Source organism: Bacillus sp. MYb56 (genome assembly GCF_002976445.1).
Classification (GTDB): Bacteria; Bacillota; Bacilli; order Bacillales; family Bacillaceae_G; genus Bacillus_A; species Bacillus_A mycoides.
Map to the genome: position 1 here is coordinate 221,390 of NZ_PCOH01000004.1, position 16,816 is coordinate 238,205.

Genomic DNA, 16,816 nt, shown 5'->3' on the forward strand with positions numbered 1-16,816 from the left:
ACACGCTTTCATAATTATCATTTTATTTATAAGTAAGAGGAGGAATTAATATGGCTCAAGCAAAATCAAGCCGAGTCGCCGGCAATATCTTCAAAGGTTCAGTCGGCAATTTAATTGAATGGTACGATTGGTACGTTTACTCTGCTTTCGCTGTTTACTTCTCAGCAGAGTTCTTTCCTAAAGGAGATCCAACAAGTCAGTTACTGAACACAGCAGCTATTTTCGCAGTCGGATTTTTAATGCGCCCTATCGGAAGTTTATTAATGGGACGCTATGCAGATCGGCACGGACGCCGGGCAGCATTAACTCTTTCTATTACGGTTATGGCCGGTGGTTCTTTAATTATCGCCTGTACACCTAGTTACGAAAGCATCGGTATTATGGCGCCAATTATTTTAGTTCTTGCTCGTTTACTTCAAGGGTTATCACTTGGCGGAGAGTATGGAACTTCCGCAACATATTTATCTGAGATGGCTAGTAGTGGACGCCGTGGTTTTTATTCAAGTTTTCAATATGTAACGCTCGTTGCTGGACAGATGGTTGCGTTAGGTGTTCAAATTGTTCTTCAGCAATTACTAAGCGAACCAGATATGAAAGCTTGGGGATGGCGTATTCCATTCATTATTGGTGCGATGGGAGCAGTAGCTGTATTATGGCTTCGACGTACAATGGATGAATCAGAGCAGTTCTCAAATATGGAATCGAAAAACCGTGAAAGCGCAGGAACCGTTCGCGCTCTTATGAAACACCCGAAAGCAGTATTAACAGTAGTCGGCCTAACACTAGGAGGCACTGTTGCATTCTATACGTACACAACATATTTACAAAAATTCATGGTAAACACAGTCGGTCTCCCGAAAGAAGTTGTAAGCTGGATTAACTTTGCCGCACTACTTATATTCGTTGTACTTCAACCGATTGCAGGGCTATTATCCGATAAAATCGGACGCCGCCCACTATTAATGGCTTTCGGTATTCTCGGAACGTTACTAACAGCACCTATCTTCTTCTTTATGGAAAAAACGACAGAACCAATTGTTGCATTCTTACTCATGATGGTCGGTCTCATTATCGTTACTGGTTACACTTCCATTAACGCAATTGTAAAAGCAGAGCTCTTCCCAACTGAAATTCGCGCACTTGGCGTAGGTTTACCGTATGCACTAACTGTTGCGATATTTGGCGGAACAGCCGAGTTCATCGCATTATGGCTAAAGAGTATCGGAATGGAATCACTATTTTACTTCTACGTAGCTGGATGTATCGCGATAAGCTTTATTACGTATTGGCGTATGGATGAGTCATCGAAGACTTCGCAGATTGAGGCGGAGCTTGGTGGTGGAGATAAACTAGCTAATAATAAATCTAGTTAAAATTATGTATTCTATGTTCTTCGTTTACCTGAACTCGATTTTCTTTATCTAAAAAAGCATAATTCATTAATATACAATTTAAAAACCTCTACTTATATGTAGAGGTTTTTGTATGATGAAAAAACACGTAGTTCCATTGTTATTTTACAAACCCCAAATTCTTCCTCATCTTAAAGTGGAACAAATTTATTACTTAGAGTGTCTAATAAGTGTATTTCTAATATTAGTTGTCCAGATTGGATACAACATATCCCGTTTGACATCTATTTTTATGTATTACAAAAAAATGAAAGGACTTATTATTCCCAAAAGTAAAAAATATGTATTGTAATACTTTCACAGGTGAACCATTACAAGTGAAAACAAAAAAGAAACCGCCCAAACCGTGACTTATCAATCATATAAACGTTTTGGATGTCCTTTAACCTGTGAAATTTTAGCTGCAGTAGTATTGTTACCCTATGCCATCTTTAATTGCATTGGTATTTAGAATACCTAGACAAAATCCATATATTCTTGAAAGAGGTTGAAAATTTATGTTCGTTTTAAACAAGTTCTTTAACATTTTACATTACAAAAAGATTGTGCCTGTAGTATTACTTTCATGTGTATCACTTATAGGCTGTTCCAATAGTAACACTCAATCTGAACCACCTAAACAAACGAATCAAGCTAATCAAATTAAACAAGAAAATACAGGTAATCAATCTTTCGCTAAACTTGAAAAAGAATATGATGCTAAGCTTGGTATTTATGCACTGGACACAGGTACAAATCAAACTGTTGCTTATCATTCAGATGATCGTTTTGCATTTGCATCTACATCTAAATCATTAGCTGTGGGCGCTCTTTTACGCAAGAACTCATTAGAAGCTCTTGATCAAAGGATTACGTATACTCATGAAGATCTTTCTAATTATAATCCAATTACTGAAAAGCATGTTGATACAGGAATGACGTTAAAAGAACTTGCAGATGCTTCTGTTCGATATAGTGACAGCACAGCGCATAATTTGATTCTTAAACAGTTAGGGGGGCCCTCTGAATTTGAAAAAATCTTGAGAGAAATGGGAGATACTGTTACTACTTCAGAACGATTTGAACCTGAATTAAATGAAGTGCATCCAGGAGAAACACATGATACCAGTACACCAGAAGCGATAGCTAAGACACTTCAATCATTTACATTAGGAACTGCACTTCCAATAGAAAAACGTGAGCTATTAGTAGATTGGATGAAGAGAAATACAACTGGGGATAATTTGATTCGCGCTGGCGTACCAAAAGGATGGGAAGTAGCTGATAAAACAGGCGCGGGATCTTACGGAACAAGAAATGATATCGCAATTATTTGGCCACCAAATAAAAAGCCGATTGTTCTTGCTATACTTTCTAATCATGATAAAGAAGATGCTAAATACGATGATAAACTTATTGCAGACGCAACCAAAGTCGTGTTAAATACCTTAAAAGCTACGGAATAAATGATAATAGGTTAAAAGTTTTCTATTTTAGGCGGGTGTTTTTCATCAACTAAAAATTTAATAGTGTCCCAAAAACGAAATTTGGTGCTAACTTGTAATAAAAAGCTCATTTTTATTGTTTGGGGATAAATCGTTCTTTAAGCTTGATGGCGATTTGGTGCTATCCCTAAAACATCTGGACTTTAATAGCCAACTAAAAAATGCAAACAAAAAGACCTTTAATCAGTCGTTTTGTTTGCATTTCCTTTTTCTAAAACTACAGAAAAGATAAGTACTATAGTTAACACCATAATAAACCTTACTTCACTTCCATCACTTACAAAAAATGAATACAAAGTATAAATTAAAATTAATATTCCATAAATAACTTTGTGCAATGAACTCCCCCCCCTTTTTGCCGTATATATTTTAGTCTAAAAATTTAATTCAAGCCCTATATCAAAATGAAAATAAAAAGCACCTGTGATATACACAAAGTGCTTTTCTCTTGTCAATTTATCTATTTTCACTATATTTATCTATTTTCTTTTTATAACTCAAATTTCTTCGAATCGTACTTTTCTAGAGTTTGCTGCAATTCATTTTGTTCATATGGAATATGTTGATCTGTCTGCACATCTTCAACATTTTCTCCACCTGTTAATAATCTCCTGTACTTAAAAGAGTGCCCTGTTAATACTGTTGTAATCATTTTGTATTGCCCTCCTTTTGTTTGATTACTTGTATCATAAAACAAGTATCTGAAGTTAATATGTAGTTTATCTAGAGTGTATGTAAATTCAAAAAATCTCTAATAAAATGTTTATGTTGTAACGTTACCACCAAAACTAGTGCTTCAAACACCATGATTTGAAGAGACAGTAACGCATATTCTAGCTTGAATTCCCGCTACAGTTCTATATTGAGTAAAACCAGTTGATTCCTATAATATAAAAAGAGCACCACTTTTTGGATGCTCTTCGTTATAACTATATATTATTTAATTTCCTTCTTTTGTTGGTACCATTTTTCCTTCTTGAGAGTCTGTACCCTCTGTTCTTTCAACAGTTTTTGCATGTTCTGGTTTTTCAGGGGCTCCCATTTCAAATCCAGATTGAGAATCTGTACCTTCTTTTGTTGGTACCATTTTTCCTTCTTGAGAACCTGTACCTTCTGTTCTTTCAACAGTTTTTGCGTCTCCTCTAGGAGTTGCTGGCACTGCATCTTTAGGTAAATCAAAGTTTTGTGAGAAAGACGTTGTTCCATCTGCACTTTGTGTAATTACTTGATTTGAACTATTTTCATTTGACTTTAAATTGTCCATTTTCGCATCATCTGCACCTACTGCACCTCCCGCTACCAATCCTGTACTTAAAAGTGCTCCTGCTAATAATGTTTTAATCATTTTTCATTACCTCCTGTTTATTTGTAATATTCATCAAAAAAGTATCTAGAGTTAATGTTTTAGTCATTATCTTTATCTACTTGCTTTTTGATTACATTTAGCATAAGACAAGAATCTATAGTTGATATGGACTGTATCTGGAGATTATGTAAAGAAAAATAGATGATCAATTGTATATCCTAATGGATGCTTAGACAAGATTGAAACTTTATATGAGCTTGAACAATTGAGTTCCCCTTTGTTTTTGGGTGTGAGGTTTTTAACTGGAGTGAGGTGAGGGACTAACCTTTTCTAATATGAAAGCAAACTTTTTATTATTAGTTTACATTCAAAACACTGTAAATAAAGATGTTAAAAATCCGTGAACAAAAAACAACATCTCATTGATGTCCAATCCATCCGTAGCAAAAAACAAATCGAAGATATGAAGTGGGCTCTTAAACGTCATTGCTCCAAACGAGATTATATTCTGTTCCTATCTACTCCCTCTCATAATTAAGTATGAGAATTATTCATTTTTAACCATTAAATTTTATAAAAAAATCCTCTATGAATGATAATTCATAGAGGATAACATAACACACAATTATAAATATTTTTATTTACCTTCTATATTTTTAAGATAATTCGCTAAACGAATCTTGTCATTTTCATTATCGGGAGTAATACCAAGATATTTGTATTTCCATATTATCTCCCTTTCTGTAGGATTATGTTCAGGCGATAGCACATCTGTATAATCATATTCTATTTTGAATTTTCCTGAATCATGTAGAATTAATGTTAAGTTTGTCCATAATTCTTGTTCGTTTTTCTTAAATTCTTCACGTAATTTCTCTAATGCGTCGTATAGTTCGAATAATAAGTCATCATAAATTCCCCCATCTACATCATATACTTTTGGGATATTATTCGAATAAACAAATCCATCTTTTTTAGGGGACGTAAAGAAGAAATACGCTTCTGTTGAATCTTCTAATAATTCAGCATATAGATAAATCTCGTTCCATTCCCCAGGTATAATTTCATCTATTTTTGTACCTATTTCTTGATAAATTATTTCCATTTTTTTAGTTTCCATACTTATCCTCCAGATTGATTTTTCATCCTAATTTTTTTAATTTCTCCATTAATCTCATAAGCTATTTTAAATTGAGAAGGTCTTATACTATCATCCGAATATATAGGCTCTATTTTTACTTTTACCGTTTTTCCATCCGCTAAAGCTTGCGACCACTTTTGTTCAAGACTATACCATTTACCACCAGAACGATTTATTTGTGAATTCATTGCCACCAAATTATCAATATCACCTGATCCCTCAAACATACTTGCGATTAAATGACCCCCCATCATCATCTTTTAATCTATCATTTCTTCCATTTGGTCCATTTTGCCCAGCTTTTCGTTGTGCATAAGGATTTCTTTTAGCATCCCCTATTTTTAATTCTCCTTCTACACTGTTAATTCGCCTCTCACTATCAGTTTTATAAGTATGACCTGATGGTGATGTATACTCTACATCTGGTGCAAGTACTTTTCTGCGTTTAACTCTTTCATAATGATCTCCATCAACTTAAAAATTTAATAGTGTCCTCAGAACGGAATTTTGTGTTAACTTGTAACAAAAAAAAGAGGAGCCATCTCCTCTTAATAAATAAACACTATTTAATTTGTTCCTTATACTCACGGTTAACAAGTACATACCATTTCCCTGTATCAAATTTTTCTTTATTAATCACGTAAACTTTATTTTGTCTCTTTACCTCCCCTGGTTTTAATTCCTTAGTAATAGTAGAGGTCTCACCTTTTTCAACCTCATAACTACTAGTTGCCCACACATCACTTTGGTAAGCATTATCATTTTCATCCACTAAATCCACTGATGGTAAAACAGCTAATTTCATCGATTCGTTTGTGATGTTTTTCCCTTCTACTTCTACAACAATAAAGACATGTCCATTTTCAGGTTCTTGGATTCCTATACTTTCTTTACCAACCTTATCTCTTTCTACAACTCTTTTTACAGTTACATCAAATTTAGGTGTATGAAAATCCTTGTTTACAGCATACTCTTTTTCTTTTACCTTTGATTTCTCTTTTGTTTGTTCTGTATTTTTCTGCTTTGCATTCTCTTTCGGTTTCGCCTCATCAGTTGTTTGAACTTTCTTTTCTTCTTGTTTAGAATTGGTTTCTTTAGATTCTGAAGAAGTTTTGTCGGATGTATTGCCGCAACCAGATAAATTGAATACTAAAGCGCCCCCTAAAATACATGTAGTAAATTTTTTCAACATCTCTTTTTATCCCCCAATAACACGATATATAAATTCCTTACTTATCATAGCAAAAAATACGATCTTAAATTGTTGTATTTTGTCGAATGATTAAGAATAATCAATCGTTTTTATTGCATATAAAAAACATGATCTTGATGTAGTACCAAGATCATGTTTTACGTTGATGTTATTTATAAAATACTTTATCCACATTATACTTCGCTTGAAATTCGTTAATCATATATGTTTCGTAAATTTCTCTTTCCATCGGATCTTCTACAATACATACATCAATACAATACACTTCATCACGATGATTTTTAATTGGTGATACATTATCTTCAAAATGTTTTTTAATACGTTGTCTTACTTTACGTGCTTTCCCAACAAAAAGAAGTTCGTCATTAAAATCATAGTTAAAAAATAAGGGGAATTATATGATAGGAGATGCAAATATAGACAGTCGCTGACCATTAGTCTACAACTAATCCCACACCCCCACACAAAAGAAAAAAGCACCAGGTCCCCCCAATGCTTTCTCCTCTAAAACAAATGACAAGCCACTTGATGCCCCTTCGCAATCTCCACCATCTTCGGTACTTCCTGCGCGCATTTTTCAGTGGCGAATTTGCAGCGCGTTCTGAATTTGCAGCCGGATGGTGAGTTTAGTGGGCTCGGTACTTCTCCCTCTAGGATAATCCGTTCTTTGCCTGTGTTTGTTGGATCTGGTTCTGGCATGGATGAGAGTAGTGCTTGTGTGTATGGATGTGCCGGTTTTGTGTATAGGTCTTCGCTATCGGCAATTTCTACTATGTTTCCTAAGTACATGACTCCGATTCTATCTGATATGTGTCTTACCATGGATAGGTCATGTGCGATGAATAAGTATGTGACGCCTGTTTCTTCTTGAATGTCCTGCAGCATGTTTACGACTTGTGCTTGGACTGAGACATCTAGTGCTGAGATTGGTTCGTCACATAGGATGAAGTCCGGTTTTACAGATAGTGCGCGTGCGATGCTAATGCGCTGTCTTTGGCCTCCGCTAAATTCGTGCGGGTAGCGATATAGGTGTTCTTCTTTTAGTCCTACTTTTTTGAGAAGGTCTAGAATGATTTCTTTTCTTTCTTCGGCTGTGTAAGAGCCATGAATGTTCATCGGTTCGCTAATAATTTGGAATACGTTCATTGTCGGGTTTAATGATGCGTATGGGTCTTGGAAAATGATTTGCATTCGTTTTCTGTATTCTTTTAGTTCACTTTCTTTTAGATCTGCGATATCTTTTCCGTCGAATAAGATGTTACCTGAAGTGACATCGTGTAAACGAATGATGCTTCTTCCTGTCGTTGATTTCCCGCAGCCGGATTCCCCTACTAGTCCGAATGTTTCACCCTTTTTAATTGTGAAGCTTAGGTCATCAACTGCTTTTAATTGCTCTGTTTTTCTGCCGAATAGTCCTTTTTTGATAGGAAAATACTTTTTTAAGTTCCGAACTTCAATTAAGTTTTCTTCATGCATGTGAATCACCTACCGCCCTTTCGTTTAACCAGCACATAGAGCGTCTTCCGTTTCCGATTTCGAAATATGGTGGACGTTCTTTTTCACAAATGTCCATTTTATGTGGGCAACGCTCTGCGAATGGGCACCCTTTCGGCGGGTGTAGTAAGTTTGGCGTTACACCTTGAATAGGAGCGAGTCTTTCTTTTACGCCGTTCGATATTTTTGGCAGAGAGTTTAATAACCCTTTCGTGTATGGATGATTCGGCGATTGAAAAATATCAAGTACAGGTCCTTCTTCCATAATAAGCCCGCCGTACATAACGATGACGCGTGTACAGTTTTGCGCAACAATTCCAAGATCATGTGTAATAAGAAGTAATGACATATTCGTTTCATTCTTTAAGTTTTTCATTAAATCTAGTATTTGCGCTTGTATCGTTACATCAAGCGCTGTCGTCGGTTCGTCCGCAATGAGAAGGTCTGGATTACAAGACATTGCCATCGCGATCATAACCCGTTGTTTCATTCCGCCGCTTAGTTCATGCGGATATTGTTTTACCCTTTCTTCTGGTGAAGAAAGACCGACTTGTTTTAGTAAGTTGACCGCGATATTTTGTGCTTCTTTCTTTTTCACTTTTTGATGCCGAATAATTACTTCCGTCATTTGCTTTCCAATTTTCACAACTGGATTTAGTGCAGACATTGGATCTTGGGATATGAGTGAAATTTGATTCCCTCTAATGGAACGTAATTCTTTCTCCGATTTAGAAAGCACGTTTTCATTTTGAAAAAGAATCTCTCCTTCTTTCACTTTCCCTGGCGACGTAACGAGAGCCATAACCGATTTCGCCATAACGCTCTTTCCGCTTCCCGATTCGCCAACAATCCCGACGACTTCACCCTTTTTCAAACTAAATGAAACGCCGCGAACAGCTTCTACTTCGCCGTCTTCTATGAAAAAAGAAGTCTTTAAGTTTTTCACTTCTAATAGTTTTTCAGACACGCTTTTCACTCCCCCTCACTTAAAGCATTAGTTCTCATGATGAGCCCCTTTTGGCGCGAAAACTTTTTTCAACACTTCACCGATTACGTTAAAACTTAGTACTGTTAATAAAATAAGGAACCCTGGGAAGAGTGTTAAATACCAAGCTTCACCTATGTATCCTTGCGCATTGTTCAGCATGCTGCCCCAAGAAGAATCTGGTTCTCTAATACCTAATCCTAAGAAGCTAAGTGATGATTCCATTAAAATCGATGTCGCAATTGTTAATGTCGCTGCGATTATAATCGTCGATAAAATGTTAGGAATGATATGTCTTACAATAATCATAAGTGACTTTTGTCCCGACACTTTTGCATATAAAACGTACTCACGCTCTTTTACAGATAACGTTTCTGCCCTTACGATACGCGCGGTATCCATCCACGTTAATAGTCCGATGATAAGAACAAGCGTTGTAATTCCTGGTTTTAAATACGCATTTAATAGTAGCATTAAAAAGAATGATGGAATTGACATTAAAACTTCAACAATTCGCATTAAGAAGTTGTCTAACTTTCCGCCAAAATATCCGCTAATTGTTCCTACTGCGGTCCCGATTGTAATGGAAACAACCATCGCTAGAAAACCAACAGCAAGGGAAACTCGTCCGCCATATAACGCTCTCGTTAAGTAATCCCTTCCGTAATCGTCTGTGCCGAAAGGATGACTTAAACTCGGTTCTTGTAAACGATCTGGAATCGACATTTTACTAGGATCGTACGGTGATACGAATGCGAAAAGAGACGCGATTGTTAAAACACCCAGTATAATAACTCCCATTACTACAAACTTATTTTTTGTAAAACTATTTTTTATCGTTTGAAATCTCCTATTGTTCATTCCAAATCACCCCCTCATTCGAATGCGTGGATCTACTACGCCATATAAAATATCAGCAATTAAATTACCGAGAATTAACATGAACGATGATAATAATGTGATTGCCATAATAATTGGATAATCAAATCTAAAAATAGCATTTACCCCGAGTGAACCAAGTCCCGGCCATGAGAATACTGTTTCCGTAATGAACGCTCCGCCTACTAAACTTGGAATGGATAATCCGAAAATTGTAATGATCGGTATTAATACGTTTCGAAGTACGTGATTAAATAAAACTGTTTTCTGTGAAGCACCGTACGCATATTGAATTTGTACGTAATCTTCCTCTAATTGCTGAATTGTACTTGAGCGAATATATCTCATATAGACAGAGATGTTTTGGAACGCTAGCACCATGCAAGGTAAAATACCGTGCTGGACAATATCCCAGAAGGAATCTTGACCGACTGTGCGCATACCCATACTCGGAAGCATGTTCAATTTTAAAGAGAATAAGTAGATTAATAGTAACGCGAACCAAAAGACTGGCATTGAGATTCCCACATAGGAGATGAAGTTCACAATGCGGTCAAAGAACGAGTTCTTTTTCACACCTGTAAATAATCCAAGCGGTATTGCGATTACAAATGAGACGAGTAAAGATGATCCCATTAACCCGATTGTTGCGGGTAATCTTTCTGTAATAAGTTCTAAAACAGGACGATGGTTTTGAAGTGAGTATCCAAAATTCCCTGTTAAAATATTTTTTAACCATAAAAAATATTGCACGTAAATCGGCTGATCTAGTCCTAAACTTTTGCGAATACGTTCAACGTCAATCGGACTCATATTCGGCGTTACAAAGTTTCGAACGGGATCGCCCGGCGCTAGTTTTATTAATAGAAAAGAAATAATAGAAATAACAAATAAAAGCGGAATTGCATTTAAAAGCCTCTTTGCAATTACTTTATACACAAACTTCCCCCCTCAAGATAAAGTGAAACTTTAATCAGTGGGGGTTTTGTCCATCCCCACTGATTATTAGCCCGTTAAAGCGGGATAAAGAAGCTGATTTTCACCAGCTTCTTTACAGTTTCTTATTTCACTTCATAAATCTTCGATAGATCTTCAAACATTGTAACTGGAATTGCTTTTGCTTCTTTTAATCCATCAAACTTTTTATCTACTGCAATAACTGCTTTCGGATATGCGATTGGAAGATAAGGTAAGTCTTCTCTAGCTGTATCTTGGATTTTGTGGTATAGCTCTGCGCGTTTTGTTTTATCTGTTTCAACCGCAGCTTCTTCCCATAACTTATCGAAGTCAGCATTTTTATAACGTGCATAATTGTATTCTGCATTACTTAAGAATAAGCTCTTATATGAATCAGGCTCTGGTCCCATTATGTAACCACCGAATGTAATGTCATATTCTTTATTCTCTTTATCTAAGCCTTTTTCACTTGCTGCACTAGCATCTAATGCATTCAGTTCAACTTGTAAGCCAACTTCTTGTAATTTTTGCTGTGTATAAAGTGCTAGACTTTCCATGATTTTATTATTCGTTACATACATAACGCGGATTTTTTCTTTATCTTTCACACCAGCTTTTGCTAATAAATCTTTCGCTTCTTTTTGATCATACTTATACTCTTTAATATCTTTCGCATAATACATAGCGTCTGGCGTTAAGATTGAATTTGCCGGTTCTGCAAATTGACTAGAAACGAATGCTGAGTTAATCATTTCTTTCTTATCTAATGCATGCGCAATCGCTTGGCGCACTTCTTTTTTCTTCATAAGGTCTGTATTAAAGTTATAAGCTAAGTAGAATAATCTACCTTCAGGGAATGTGACCATTGAGAAGTTCCCAGTGCTATCTAATTTCTTAAAGTCTTGCGGTTCAATCATCTTCATATTAATTTGACCATTTTGCAATGAAACGTTTGCTGTATTACGGTCTTTTACAACGCGGTACACGATAGAATCTAATTTCGCTTTACCAGCAAAATAATCATCGAATCGCTCTAGCGCAACATATTCATCTGATTTAAACTCTTTTAATTTAAATGGACCTGATCCTACAGGTTGTAGGTTTTTCTTACTCTTCACTAAATCCGCTTCACCTTCAAATACATGTTTCGGAATTGGGAAGAAATCATTCATAACCCCTTCGAAAGATGCACTTACTTGTGGTAAAACGAATTGAGTCGTTAGCTCATCCACTTTTTTCACCTCAAGCGGCTTTCCTTTAAAAATAAAGTTTTCACGGCTTGAACTATTTTGCTTCTCATCTAGAATAGATTTGAATGTAAATACAATATCATCTGATGTAATTTTCTTACCATCATGCCATTTCAAATTGTCCTTTAATTTTAAAGTCCATGTTAATTGATCCTCTGAAGGAGTAAAGCTCTCAGCAAGAACAAACTTTTTCTTACCGTCTTCCATATGATACAGCGGTGCATATAAAGCTTGCTGTATCGTTAATGACACTCGATCATTCGCATAAAGCGGGTTCATCGTATCTGGATTATCACTAACACCAACTGTTAACGTTCCTCCATCTTTCGGAGTCCCTGATTTACTAGTGTTCGCTTGCTTCGAAGAATCTTTCTCCCCTGAGCAAGCCGCTAATGCAATAAGTAATAGTAGGACAAATGGTAATGCAAACAACTTCTTCTTCATATTTCGACCCCTCTCGACTATTTACACCTATAAGAAAACTCGGAATTAATACCGAGTTTTCTTATAGGTTTTAAATTACCACTACCCGTATGTATTGTCAAACTTTTTCGCAAAGATAGACAGTTTGAAATCTATTAATGAATTCTTGCGATAAACTATATTTATGCGGGGGGTAAAATAAAAAGACCACGAATAGGTAGCCTCGTAAAATGAGTTAAAAAACTAGCAGTCTACAGAAAGTTTCTCTGAAATCGTTGTTATATATAATTGAAAATGTAGAATGAGATTAAAGATAAAAAAACATTTTTAGGAGGTTATCATGACGTTTGATGAATTGAAAAAAAACAAACCAACAACCCCATGGGTTGAGCATGATGAAGATGGGGAATTTTTCACTGAAGAAAATATAAGTGCAACAAATAAAGTTCTCGACACTTACATTAACAATTTAGAGCTATTGGGTGAGAATCCAACCGAAGTCGAAATAATGCAAGTCGTTAAAGAGGTAGTTATTAAAATAAATGAATTAAATATCGAATATGACTATTTTATAGAAACAATGGAAAGAGAAGATCTCTATGAATTTATCGATACAGCAGCACGAATAGCTGGCTTAGAATCCGAAGAAGACATAACAGAAGAATGGCGAGAATGGTAAAAAAAGTTGCATACTTGGTGTCTAAATTTACTCCTTCATAAAACTTTGTCCCTTATTTTCCAATTGGAAAATAAGGGACAAACGAAGACAACTCCAATAGAATCAAATACTGATATATATTAAAATTTTCACTCAAATTAATAATATGATTAGATGTTTTTCTAAGTTCTTCTTCTCTAAATAAAATTAATCTATTTTCCAAACTCATTTCTCTAATCAATTACCAAGGCATTTTGAACATAAATATCTTGTATTCTTTAAGATGTGTATCTTTAGAGTATTAAATAAACAGAAAAACAGCCGATCCTTTGTATAAAAGTTGGCTGCTTTCTTAGAATTCGAGCTCTCCCATGCGATGGAGTTCAACAACTGCTTATGAACTTCATTTAACTCCCAGCTTTTGCATTGTATTAAACAACGAAATAAAAACCAAAAATATCCAGACATTAAATCCCTTATCAATTTCTTTGAAGCAGCAAAAAACTATGGATTTCTGTCCTACACTGCAGATTTAAAAAAGTTACCTCTAGATGAATATTTTCATATTTACCATCATTCAAGTAAAGGTAGTGGCGGGTATCAGCAAGCTTTCCCAATTCCCAGCACGTTATACCATTCTTTAAAAATCGATCATTATTCACTTAAATGGTTAAATATCTTTTATCAAGATTCCCCTCCACCGCCTTGGGAATGGGAATCTTGGGATTCTTATATAGTTGAAAAGTATGTATGGATCTATAAAACTGAATAACCATTTCTACTATGTTATCATCTTCAGCAAGACAAAAAACTCCTGATTAACCAGGAGTTTTTTTGTCTTGCTGTTTTATAAAATACATTTCTAGTGCTTCAAGAAACGCTTTTTCAATTTTCATCGTACCGTACATTTCATTGCCTAGTTTAAGTGGAGAGGTTTTCATAGTCATAGTTCATCACCTCATGACCACTATATGCAAGAAAACTTAAGGACTACCCTAGAATTTAAAAGTAATTGCATTCTATGTATCACAATTACCTAGTATACGAAATAAAATCAACAATATTTATGACTAAAAATTAACTTTCTAATCTCATTTTAACGTTTTCAACATACTTTCCTCTTTATTATACATAAAATCCTGTACAAACCAATTAATTTTGGCTTTATCTAGTCTCTCTCTTAAAGTAAGCCCTTTAGGGTCTTCTATTAATTGATGTCGTAATAGCCATCCAATTACTAAATCACCTTCTACATCATTTAAACCGGCTAAATTTATCCACCAATCTAAAGCACGCTCTATTTCATCAGAAGCCAATTCAGACATTTCTCTTATTAAAGTATCAGCTCTTAACCAATAATCTAAATCCCATTTATTTTGAACTAAATACAGAGCCTGATTAATGATTGCAAATACATCCTCGTTTTCAAGTCCTCTTTTTAGCAATTCTTCCACAGTGTATTTCCCAACAGTATAATCAAATTCTCCCCTTCTAATCATATAAACAAGATTTATACCAGCTATGTCACTTCCCAATTCAAATGCGTCTATAAAGCAACTAGCGGCTCCTGTATAATCGTGTTTGTCATACAACATAAAAGCTTTTTTAATTTGTGCATTACATACTATTTCATCAAAATCCTCTTTTTCCTCTATATCAGCACAAACCGTAATTATTTTATTACATGTATCTATGACTTCTGGACCACTAACATCATTTGCTATAACTAATTTTAATTTATTATCTAAAGAAGAAACAAGTAACCTTTTTATCAGAGTTTCCCTTGTATCTATAAATTTGCTTTCAAATTGCTCTAGCAAACTCAAAGCATTAAGGAAATCTTCTCTTTGTAAATTAACCCCAATTTTTTTGAATAAACTTATGGCATATGTTTTTTCATCCAATTTCTCATCTAAATCAAGCAATTTTGTATAGAGTTTTTCCGCGTTAGGAAAATCTTGTAATTCCTCCTCATAGATCATCCCTATCGTCAATAAAGAGCTCCACATAATCTGTTCATCTTCTAAAATATCCATTTTTTCCAATATACTGATTAACTCACTATAGCTAGCTATAGATTCTAAAGGCTTACCTAAATCCAGAAGCAATTCCCCTTTAAGGGAATATGCATGCCAATATTTCTTAACATTTCGAGAATCATCAGCGGAAAAATCAATTCTCTCTAATACTTCATTAATAATTTCCAAACCTTTTTCTAATTCACCTAAATCTTGATATAACTGGGCTTTTAACATATACATTGGAGCAGCATGCTTTTTTATCTCTTCTATTTTTTCACTTTTTATGCATTTTATCGTTTCTTCAAAAAGTTCATGTGCATAAAGTGCTTCTTGTTTCTTTTCATCGTCTTCAGTATCTACGTTAAAAATTATTGTAGCAAGCACTTGCAATAATTCAGTTCTATGTCTTTCGTCTAAATTATTGATATTTATCGAATCCAAGAGTTTTAATGCTTTATCATACTGAGATCTACGAACAAATTGTCTAGTTGTTTGGAAAAAATTATAATCTTCTGTCTCATCAGGGTCTTTGCCTTCATTCTCCCTTAGCTTCTTTAACTTCTCTACGACATGATTAAGAAAAAATGCATCATTAGATACTGAATCATTAGATACTGAATCATTTCCACCAATAAATTTTATAAAGAAATTTATTGGATCACTAGTAATTTCTGGCTCCGGTAAATCTAGTCCGCTTATTATTTTATCTAAAACGATATTAGCATCTAGAACTTTATTTTTTTGTAATTGTTCTGTAAAGGAAGCGTCCTCATTTCGCCTTTCACTCGGTACAACAAACACAACATCATTGTGATGCACAAGCCAATCTGGTAAATTTTTATAAGCATCATGACTATAGCAAAACCAATAAAGATTGTATGGCAAACGCATCTCCAATCTCTTCTTTAAAGATGTCATAACAACATCATTTTCCCATCCACTATAGCCAATAATAATTGGAGACCTTGTATCAGCTATCCTATCAAATAAAGATGCCATAGTTCGATTCGTAATGTTCGATATTTGATTTCTCTCATTGATTTCACTTGTTAAATTACAGCAATCATAAGACAAGTAAGTGCCATGTACATGCACTATCTGAATGTCGCTTCGTTCCACATTGATTTTAAATGACGTACCTGGGTGATCACACACAATATGTTTTATGTTAAATAACGTCAAAGCCCTAGATAAAAAATCATCAAAATTCGGTGTGACTACAATATTAGCTAAATTTCCCGCAGACAGAAGATGAGCTAGTTTAAAATTAGCAGTTGTAATTTGCTTATTTTCAATCAGATTTCTAAAAAAATTCTGTCGTGAAATTGAATGCGGAAATGCTTGTTGCAACCATTGGGAATACTCTTCCGCACTATCCCCTCTGAGTACATTAATTTCTCCATCTTTAACATTTAATTTATTCTTACATCTAGTAATTATCTCACTTGCCACAGGCACAGAGCCCGATGATATACCTGCACCTACAATAAAGAAAAAAGGATTTTCCTTTTCAGTGGTTGCAAAAACTATTTCTCAAACAGCTTCATCTATATGTATCTTCCGAATAGTCATATATGCCCCTTTCCTTATTAC

General features: G+C 34.9%; 17 protein-coding genes and 2 pseudogenes. 4 read left to right on the forward strand and 15 right to left on the reverse strand.

Annotated elements, in window-relative coordinates:
- Positions 1-50 precede the first annotated feature (50 nt).
- Together CQ058_RS08030 and blaIII are read left to right on the forward strand one after the other, a co-directional pair.
- Positions 51-1,373: an MFS transporter gene (locus tag CQ058_RS08030; protein ID WP_105589586.1), complete on the forward strand. Its 1,323-nt coding sequence runs from the start codon at positions 51-53 to the stop codon at positions 1,371-1,373.
- A gap of 536 nt (positions 1,374-1,909) precedes the next feature.
- Entirely contained in the window at positions 1,910-2,857 is a 948-nt protein-coding gene (blaIII, locus tag CQ058_RS08040) for a class A beta-lactamase BlaIII (RefSeq protein ID WP_000497835.1), read from the forward strand.
- Between the two features lie 218 nt (positions 2,858-3,075).
- On the opposite strand, the gene CQ058_RS31770 is transcribed toward blaIII, so the two are convergent.
- From CQ058_RS31770 to CQ058_RS08045, 3 genes are all read right to left on the reverse strand, one after another.
- On the reverse strand, positions 3,076-3,234 hold the full coding sequence (locus CQ058_RS31770; RefSeq protein ID WP_002087303.1) for a hypothetical protein: 159 nt from the start codon (positions 3,232-3,234) through the stop codon (positions 3,076-3,078).
- 152 nt (positions 3,235-3,386) lie between these two features.
- Positions 3,387-3,548 (reverse strand): hypothetical protein, encoded by a 162-nt coding sequence (locus CQ058_RS31775; protein WP_002188515.1) that lies wholly within the window; start codon positions 3,546-3,548, stop codon positions 3,387-3,389.
- 288 nt (positions 3,549-3,836) lie between these two features.
- A complete protein-coding gene (locus CQ058_RS08045) occupies positions 3,837-4,241 on the reverse strand; it encodes a hypothetical protein (protein WP_002188513.1) in 405 nt (134 codons plus the stop codon).
- Positions 4,242-4,602: 361 nt separating this feature from the next.
- Between CQ058_RS08045 and CQ058_RS08050 the strand changes: the two are divergent.
- Positions 4,603-4,719, forward strand: a pseudogene (locus CQ058_RS08050) (tyrosine-type recombinase/integrase); the annotation flags it as partial.
- A 120-nt stretch (positions 4,720-4,839) separates the two neighbouring features.
- On the opposite strand, the gene CQ058_RS08055 reads toward CQ058_RS08050, so the two are convergent.
- The 10 genes and pseudogenes from CQ058_RS08055 to CQ058_RS08100 form a co-directional block, all read right to left on the reverse strand.
- Positions 4,840-5,322, reverse strand: coding sequence for an antitoxin YezG family protein (locus CQ058_RS08055; RefSeq protein WP_105589588.1), 483 nt, complete (start codon positions 5,320-5,322; stop codon positions 4,840-4,842).
- Between the two features lie 2 nt (positions 5,323-5,324).
- Entirely contained in the window at positions 5,325-5,600 is a 276-nt protein-coding gene (locus CQ058_RS08060) for a DNA/RNA non-specific endonuclease (protein WP_258169453.1), read from the reverse strand.
- Positions 5,563-5,709 (reverse strand): hypothetical protein, encoded by a 147-nt coding sequence (locus CQ058_RS08065; protein WP_258169456.1) that lies wholly within the window; start codon positions 5,707-5,709, stop codon positions 5,563-5,565. The genes CQ058_RS08060 and CQ058_RS08065 overlap by 38 nt, the downstream gene beginning before the upstream one ends.
- Positions 5,710-5,905: 196 nt before the next feature.
- The gene (locus tag CQ058_RS08070; RefSeq protein WP_105589589.1) at positions 5,906-6,535 is read right to left on the reverse strand and encodes a DUF4352 domain-containing protein; all 630 of its coding nucleotides are present in this window, start codon (positions 6,533-6,535) and stop codon (positions 5,906-5,908) included.
- A gap of 169 nt (positions 6,536-6,704) precedes the next feature.
- A pseudogene (locus CQ058_RS08075) lies at positions 6,705-6,926 on the reverse strand (nucleotide excision repair endonuclease); the annotation flags it as partial.
- A 134-nt stretch (positions 6,927-7,060) separates the two neighbouring features.
- Positions 7,061-8,032, reverse strand: coding sequence for an ABC transporter ATP-binding protein (locus CQ058_RS08080; RefSeq protein ID WP_002125594.1), 972 nt, complete (start codon positions 8,030-8,032; stop codon positions 7,061-7,063).
- The gene (locus CQ058_RS08085; protein WP_105589590.1) at positions 8,025-9,017 is read right to left on the reverse strand and encodes an ABC transporter ATP-binding protein; all 993 of its coding nucleotides are present in this window, start codon (positions 9,015-9,017) and stop codon (positions 8,025-8,027) included. Before CQ058_RS08085 ends, CQ058_RS08080 begins: the two co-directional genes overlap by 8 nt.
- A gap of 27 nt (positions 9,018-9,044) precedes the next feature.
- The gene (locus CQ058_RS08090) at positions 9,045-9,896 is read right to left on the reverse strand and encodes an ABC transporter permease (RefSeq protein WP_105589591.1); all 852 of its coding nucleotides are present in this window, start codon (positions 9,894-9,896) and stop codon (positions 9,045-9,047) included.
- A gap of 6 nt (positions 9,897-9,902) precedes the next feature.
- Positions 9,903-10,853 carry an ABC transporter permease gene (locus CQ058_RS08095; protein ID WP_002035186.1) on the reverse strand — a complete coding sequence of 317 codons (951 nt, stop codon included), beginning with the start codon at positions 10,851-10,853 and terminating at the stop codon, positions 9,903-9,905.
- Between the two features lie 122 nt (positions 10,854-10,975).
- Entirely contained in the window at positions 10,976-12,565 is a 1,590-nt protein-coding gene (locus CQ058_RS08100; protein WP_105589592.1) for an ABC transporter substrate-binding protein, read from the reverse strand.
- Between the two features lie 319 nt (positions 12,566-12,884).
- Between CQ058_RS08100 and CQ058_RS08105 the strand changes: the two genes are divergently transcribed.
- On the forward strand, positions 12,885-13,223 hold the full coding sequence (locus CQ058_RS08105; protein ID WP_105589593.1) for a hypothetical protein: 339 nt from the start codon (positions 12,885-12,887) through the stop codon (positions 13,221-13,223).
- Positions 13,224-14,020: 797 nt separating this feature from the next.
- On the opposite strand, the gene CQ058_RS32260 is transcribed toward CQ058_RS08105, so the two are convergent.
- Positions 14,021-14,149: a hypothetical protein gene (locus CQ058_RS32260; RefSeq protein ID WP_258169454.1), complete on the reverse strand. Its 129-nt coding sequence runs from the start codon at positions 14,147-14,149 to the stop codon at positions 14,021-14,023.
- A gap of 144 nt (positions 14,150-14,293) precedes the next feature.
- Positions 14,294-16,675 carry an SIR2 family protein gene (locus tag CQ058_RS08115; protein ID WP_142396334.1) on the reverse strand — a complete coding sequence of 794 codons (2,382 nt, stop codon included), beginning with the start codon at positions 16,673-16,675 and terminating at the stop codon, positions 14,294-14,296.
- Between the last annotated feature and the right edge of the window lie 141 nt (positions 16,676-16,816).

Excerpts from the sequence above, each read along its gene's own strand:
- CQ058_RS08060 (WP_258169453.1), bottom strand. The coding sequence starts at position 5,600 with ATGATGATGGGGGGTCATTTAATCGCAAGTATGTTTGAGGGATCAGGT.
- CQ058_RS31775 (WP_002188515.1), bottom strand. The coding sequence starts at position 3,548 with ATGATTACAACAGTATTAACAGGGCACTCTTTTAAGTACAGGAGATTA.
- CQ058_RS08045 (WP_002188513.1), bottom strand. The coding sequence starts at position 4,241 with ATGATTAAAACATTATTAGCAGGAGCACTTTTAAGTACAGGATTGGTA.
- CQ058_RS08030 (WP_105589586.1), top strand. The coding sequence starts at position 51 with ATGGCTCAAGCAAAATCAAGCCGAGTCGCCGGCAATATCTTCAAAGGT.
- CQ058_RS08090 (WP_105589591.1), bottom strand. The coding sequence starts at position 9,896 with ATGAACAATAGGAGATTTCAAACGATAAAAAATAGTTTTACAAAAAAT.
- CQ058_RS08100 (WP_105589592.1), bottom strand. The coding sequence starts at position 12,565 with ATGAAGAAGAAGTTGTTTGCATTACCATTTGTCCTACTATTACTTATT.
- CQ058_RS32260 (WP_258169454.1), bottom strand. The coding sequence starts at position 14,149 with ATGACTATGAAAACCTCTCCACTTAAACTAGGCAATGAAATGTACGGT.
- CQ058_RS08080 (WP_002125594.1), bottom strand. The coding sequence starts at position 8,032 with ATGCATGAAGAAAACTTAATTGAAGTTCGGAACTTAAAAAAGTATTTT.
- blaIII (WP_000497835.1), top strand. The coding sequence starts at position 1,910 with ATGTTCGTTTTAAACAAGTTCTTTAACATTTTACATTACAAAAAGATT.
- CQ058_RS08105 (WP_105589593.1), top strand. The coding sequence starts at position 12,885 with ATGACGTTTGATGAATTGAAAAAAAACAAACCAACAACCCCATGGGTT.
- CQ058_RS08055 (WP_105589588.1), bottom strand. The coding sequence starts at position 5,322 with ATGGAAACTAAAAAAATGGAAATAATTTATCAAGAAATAGGTACAAAA.
- CQ058_RS08070 (WP_105589589.1), bottom strand. The coding sequence starts at position 6,535 with ATGTTGAAAAAATTTACTACATGTATTTTAGGGGGCGCTTTAGTATTC.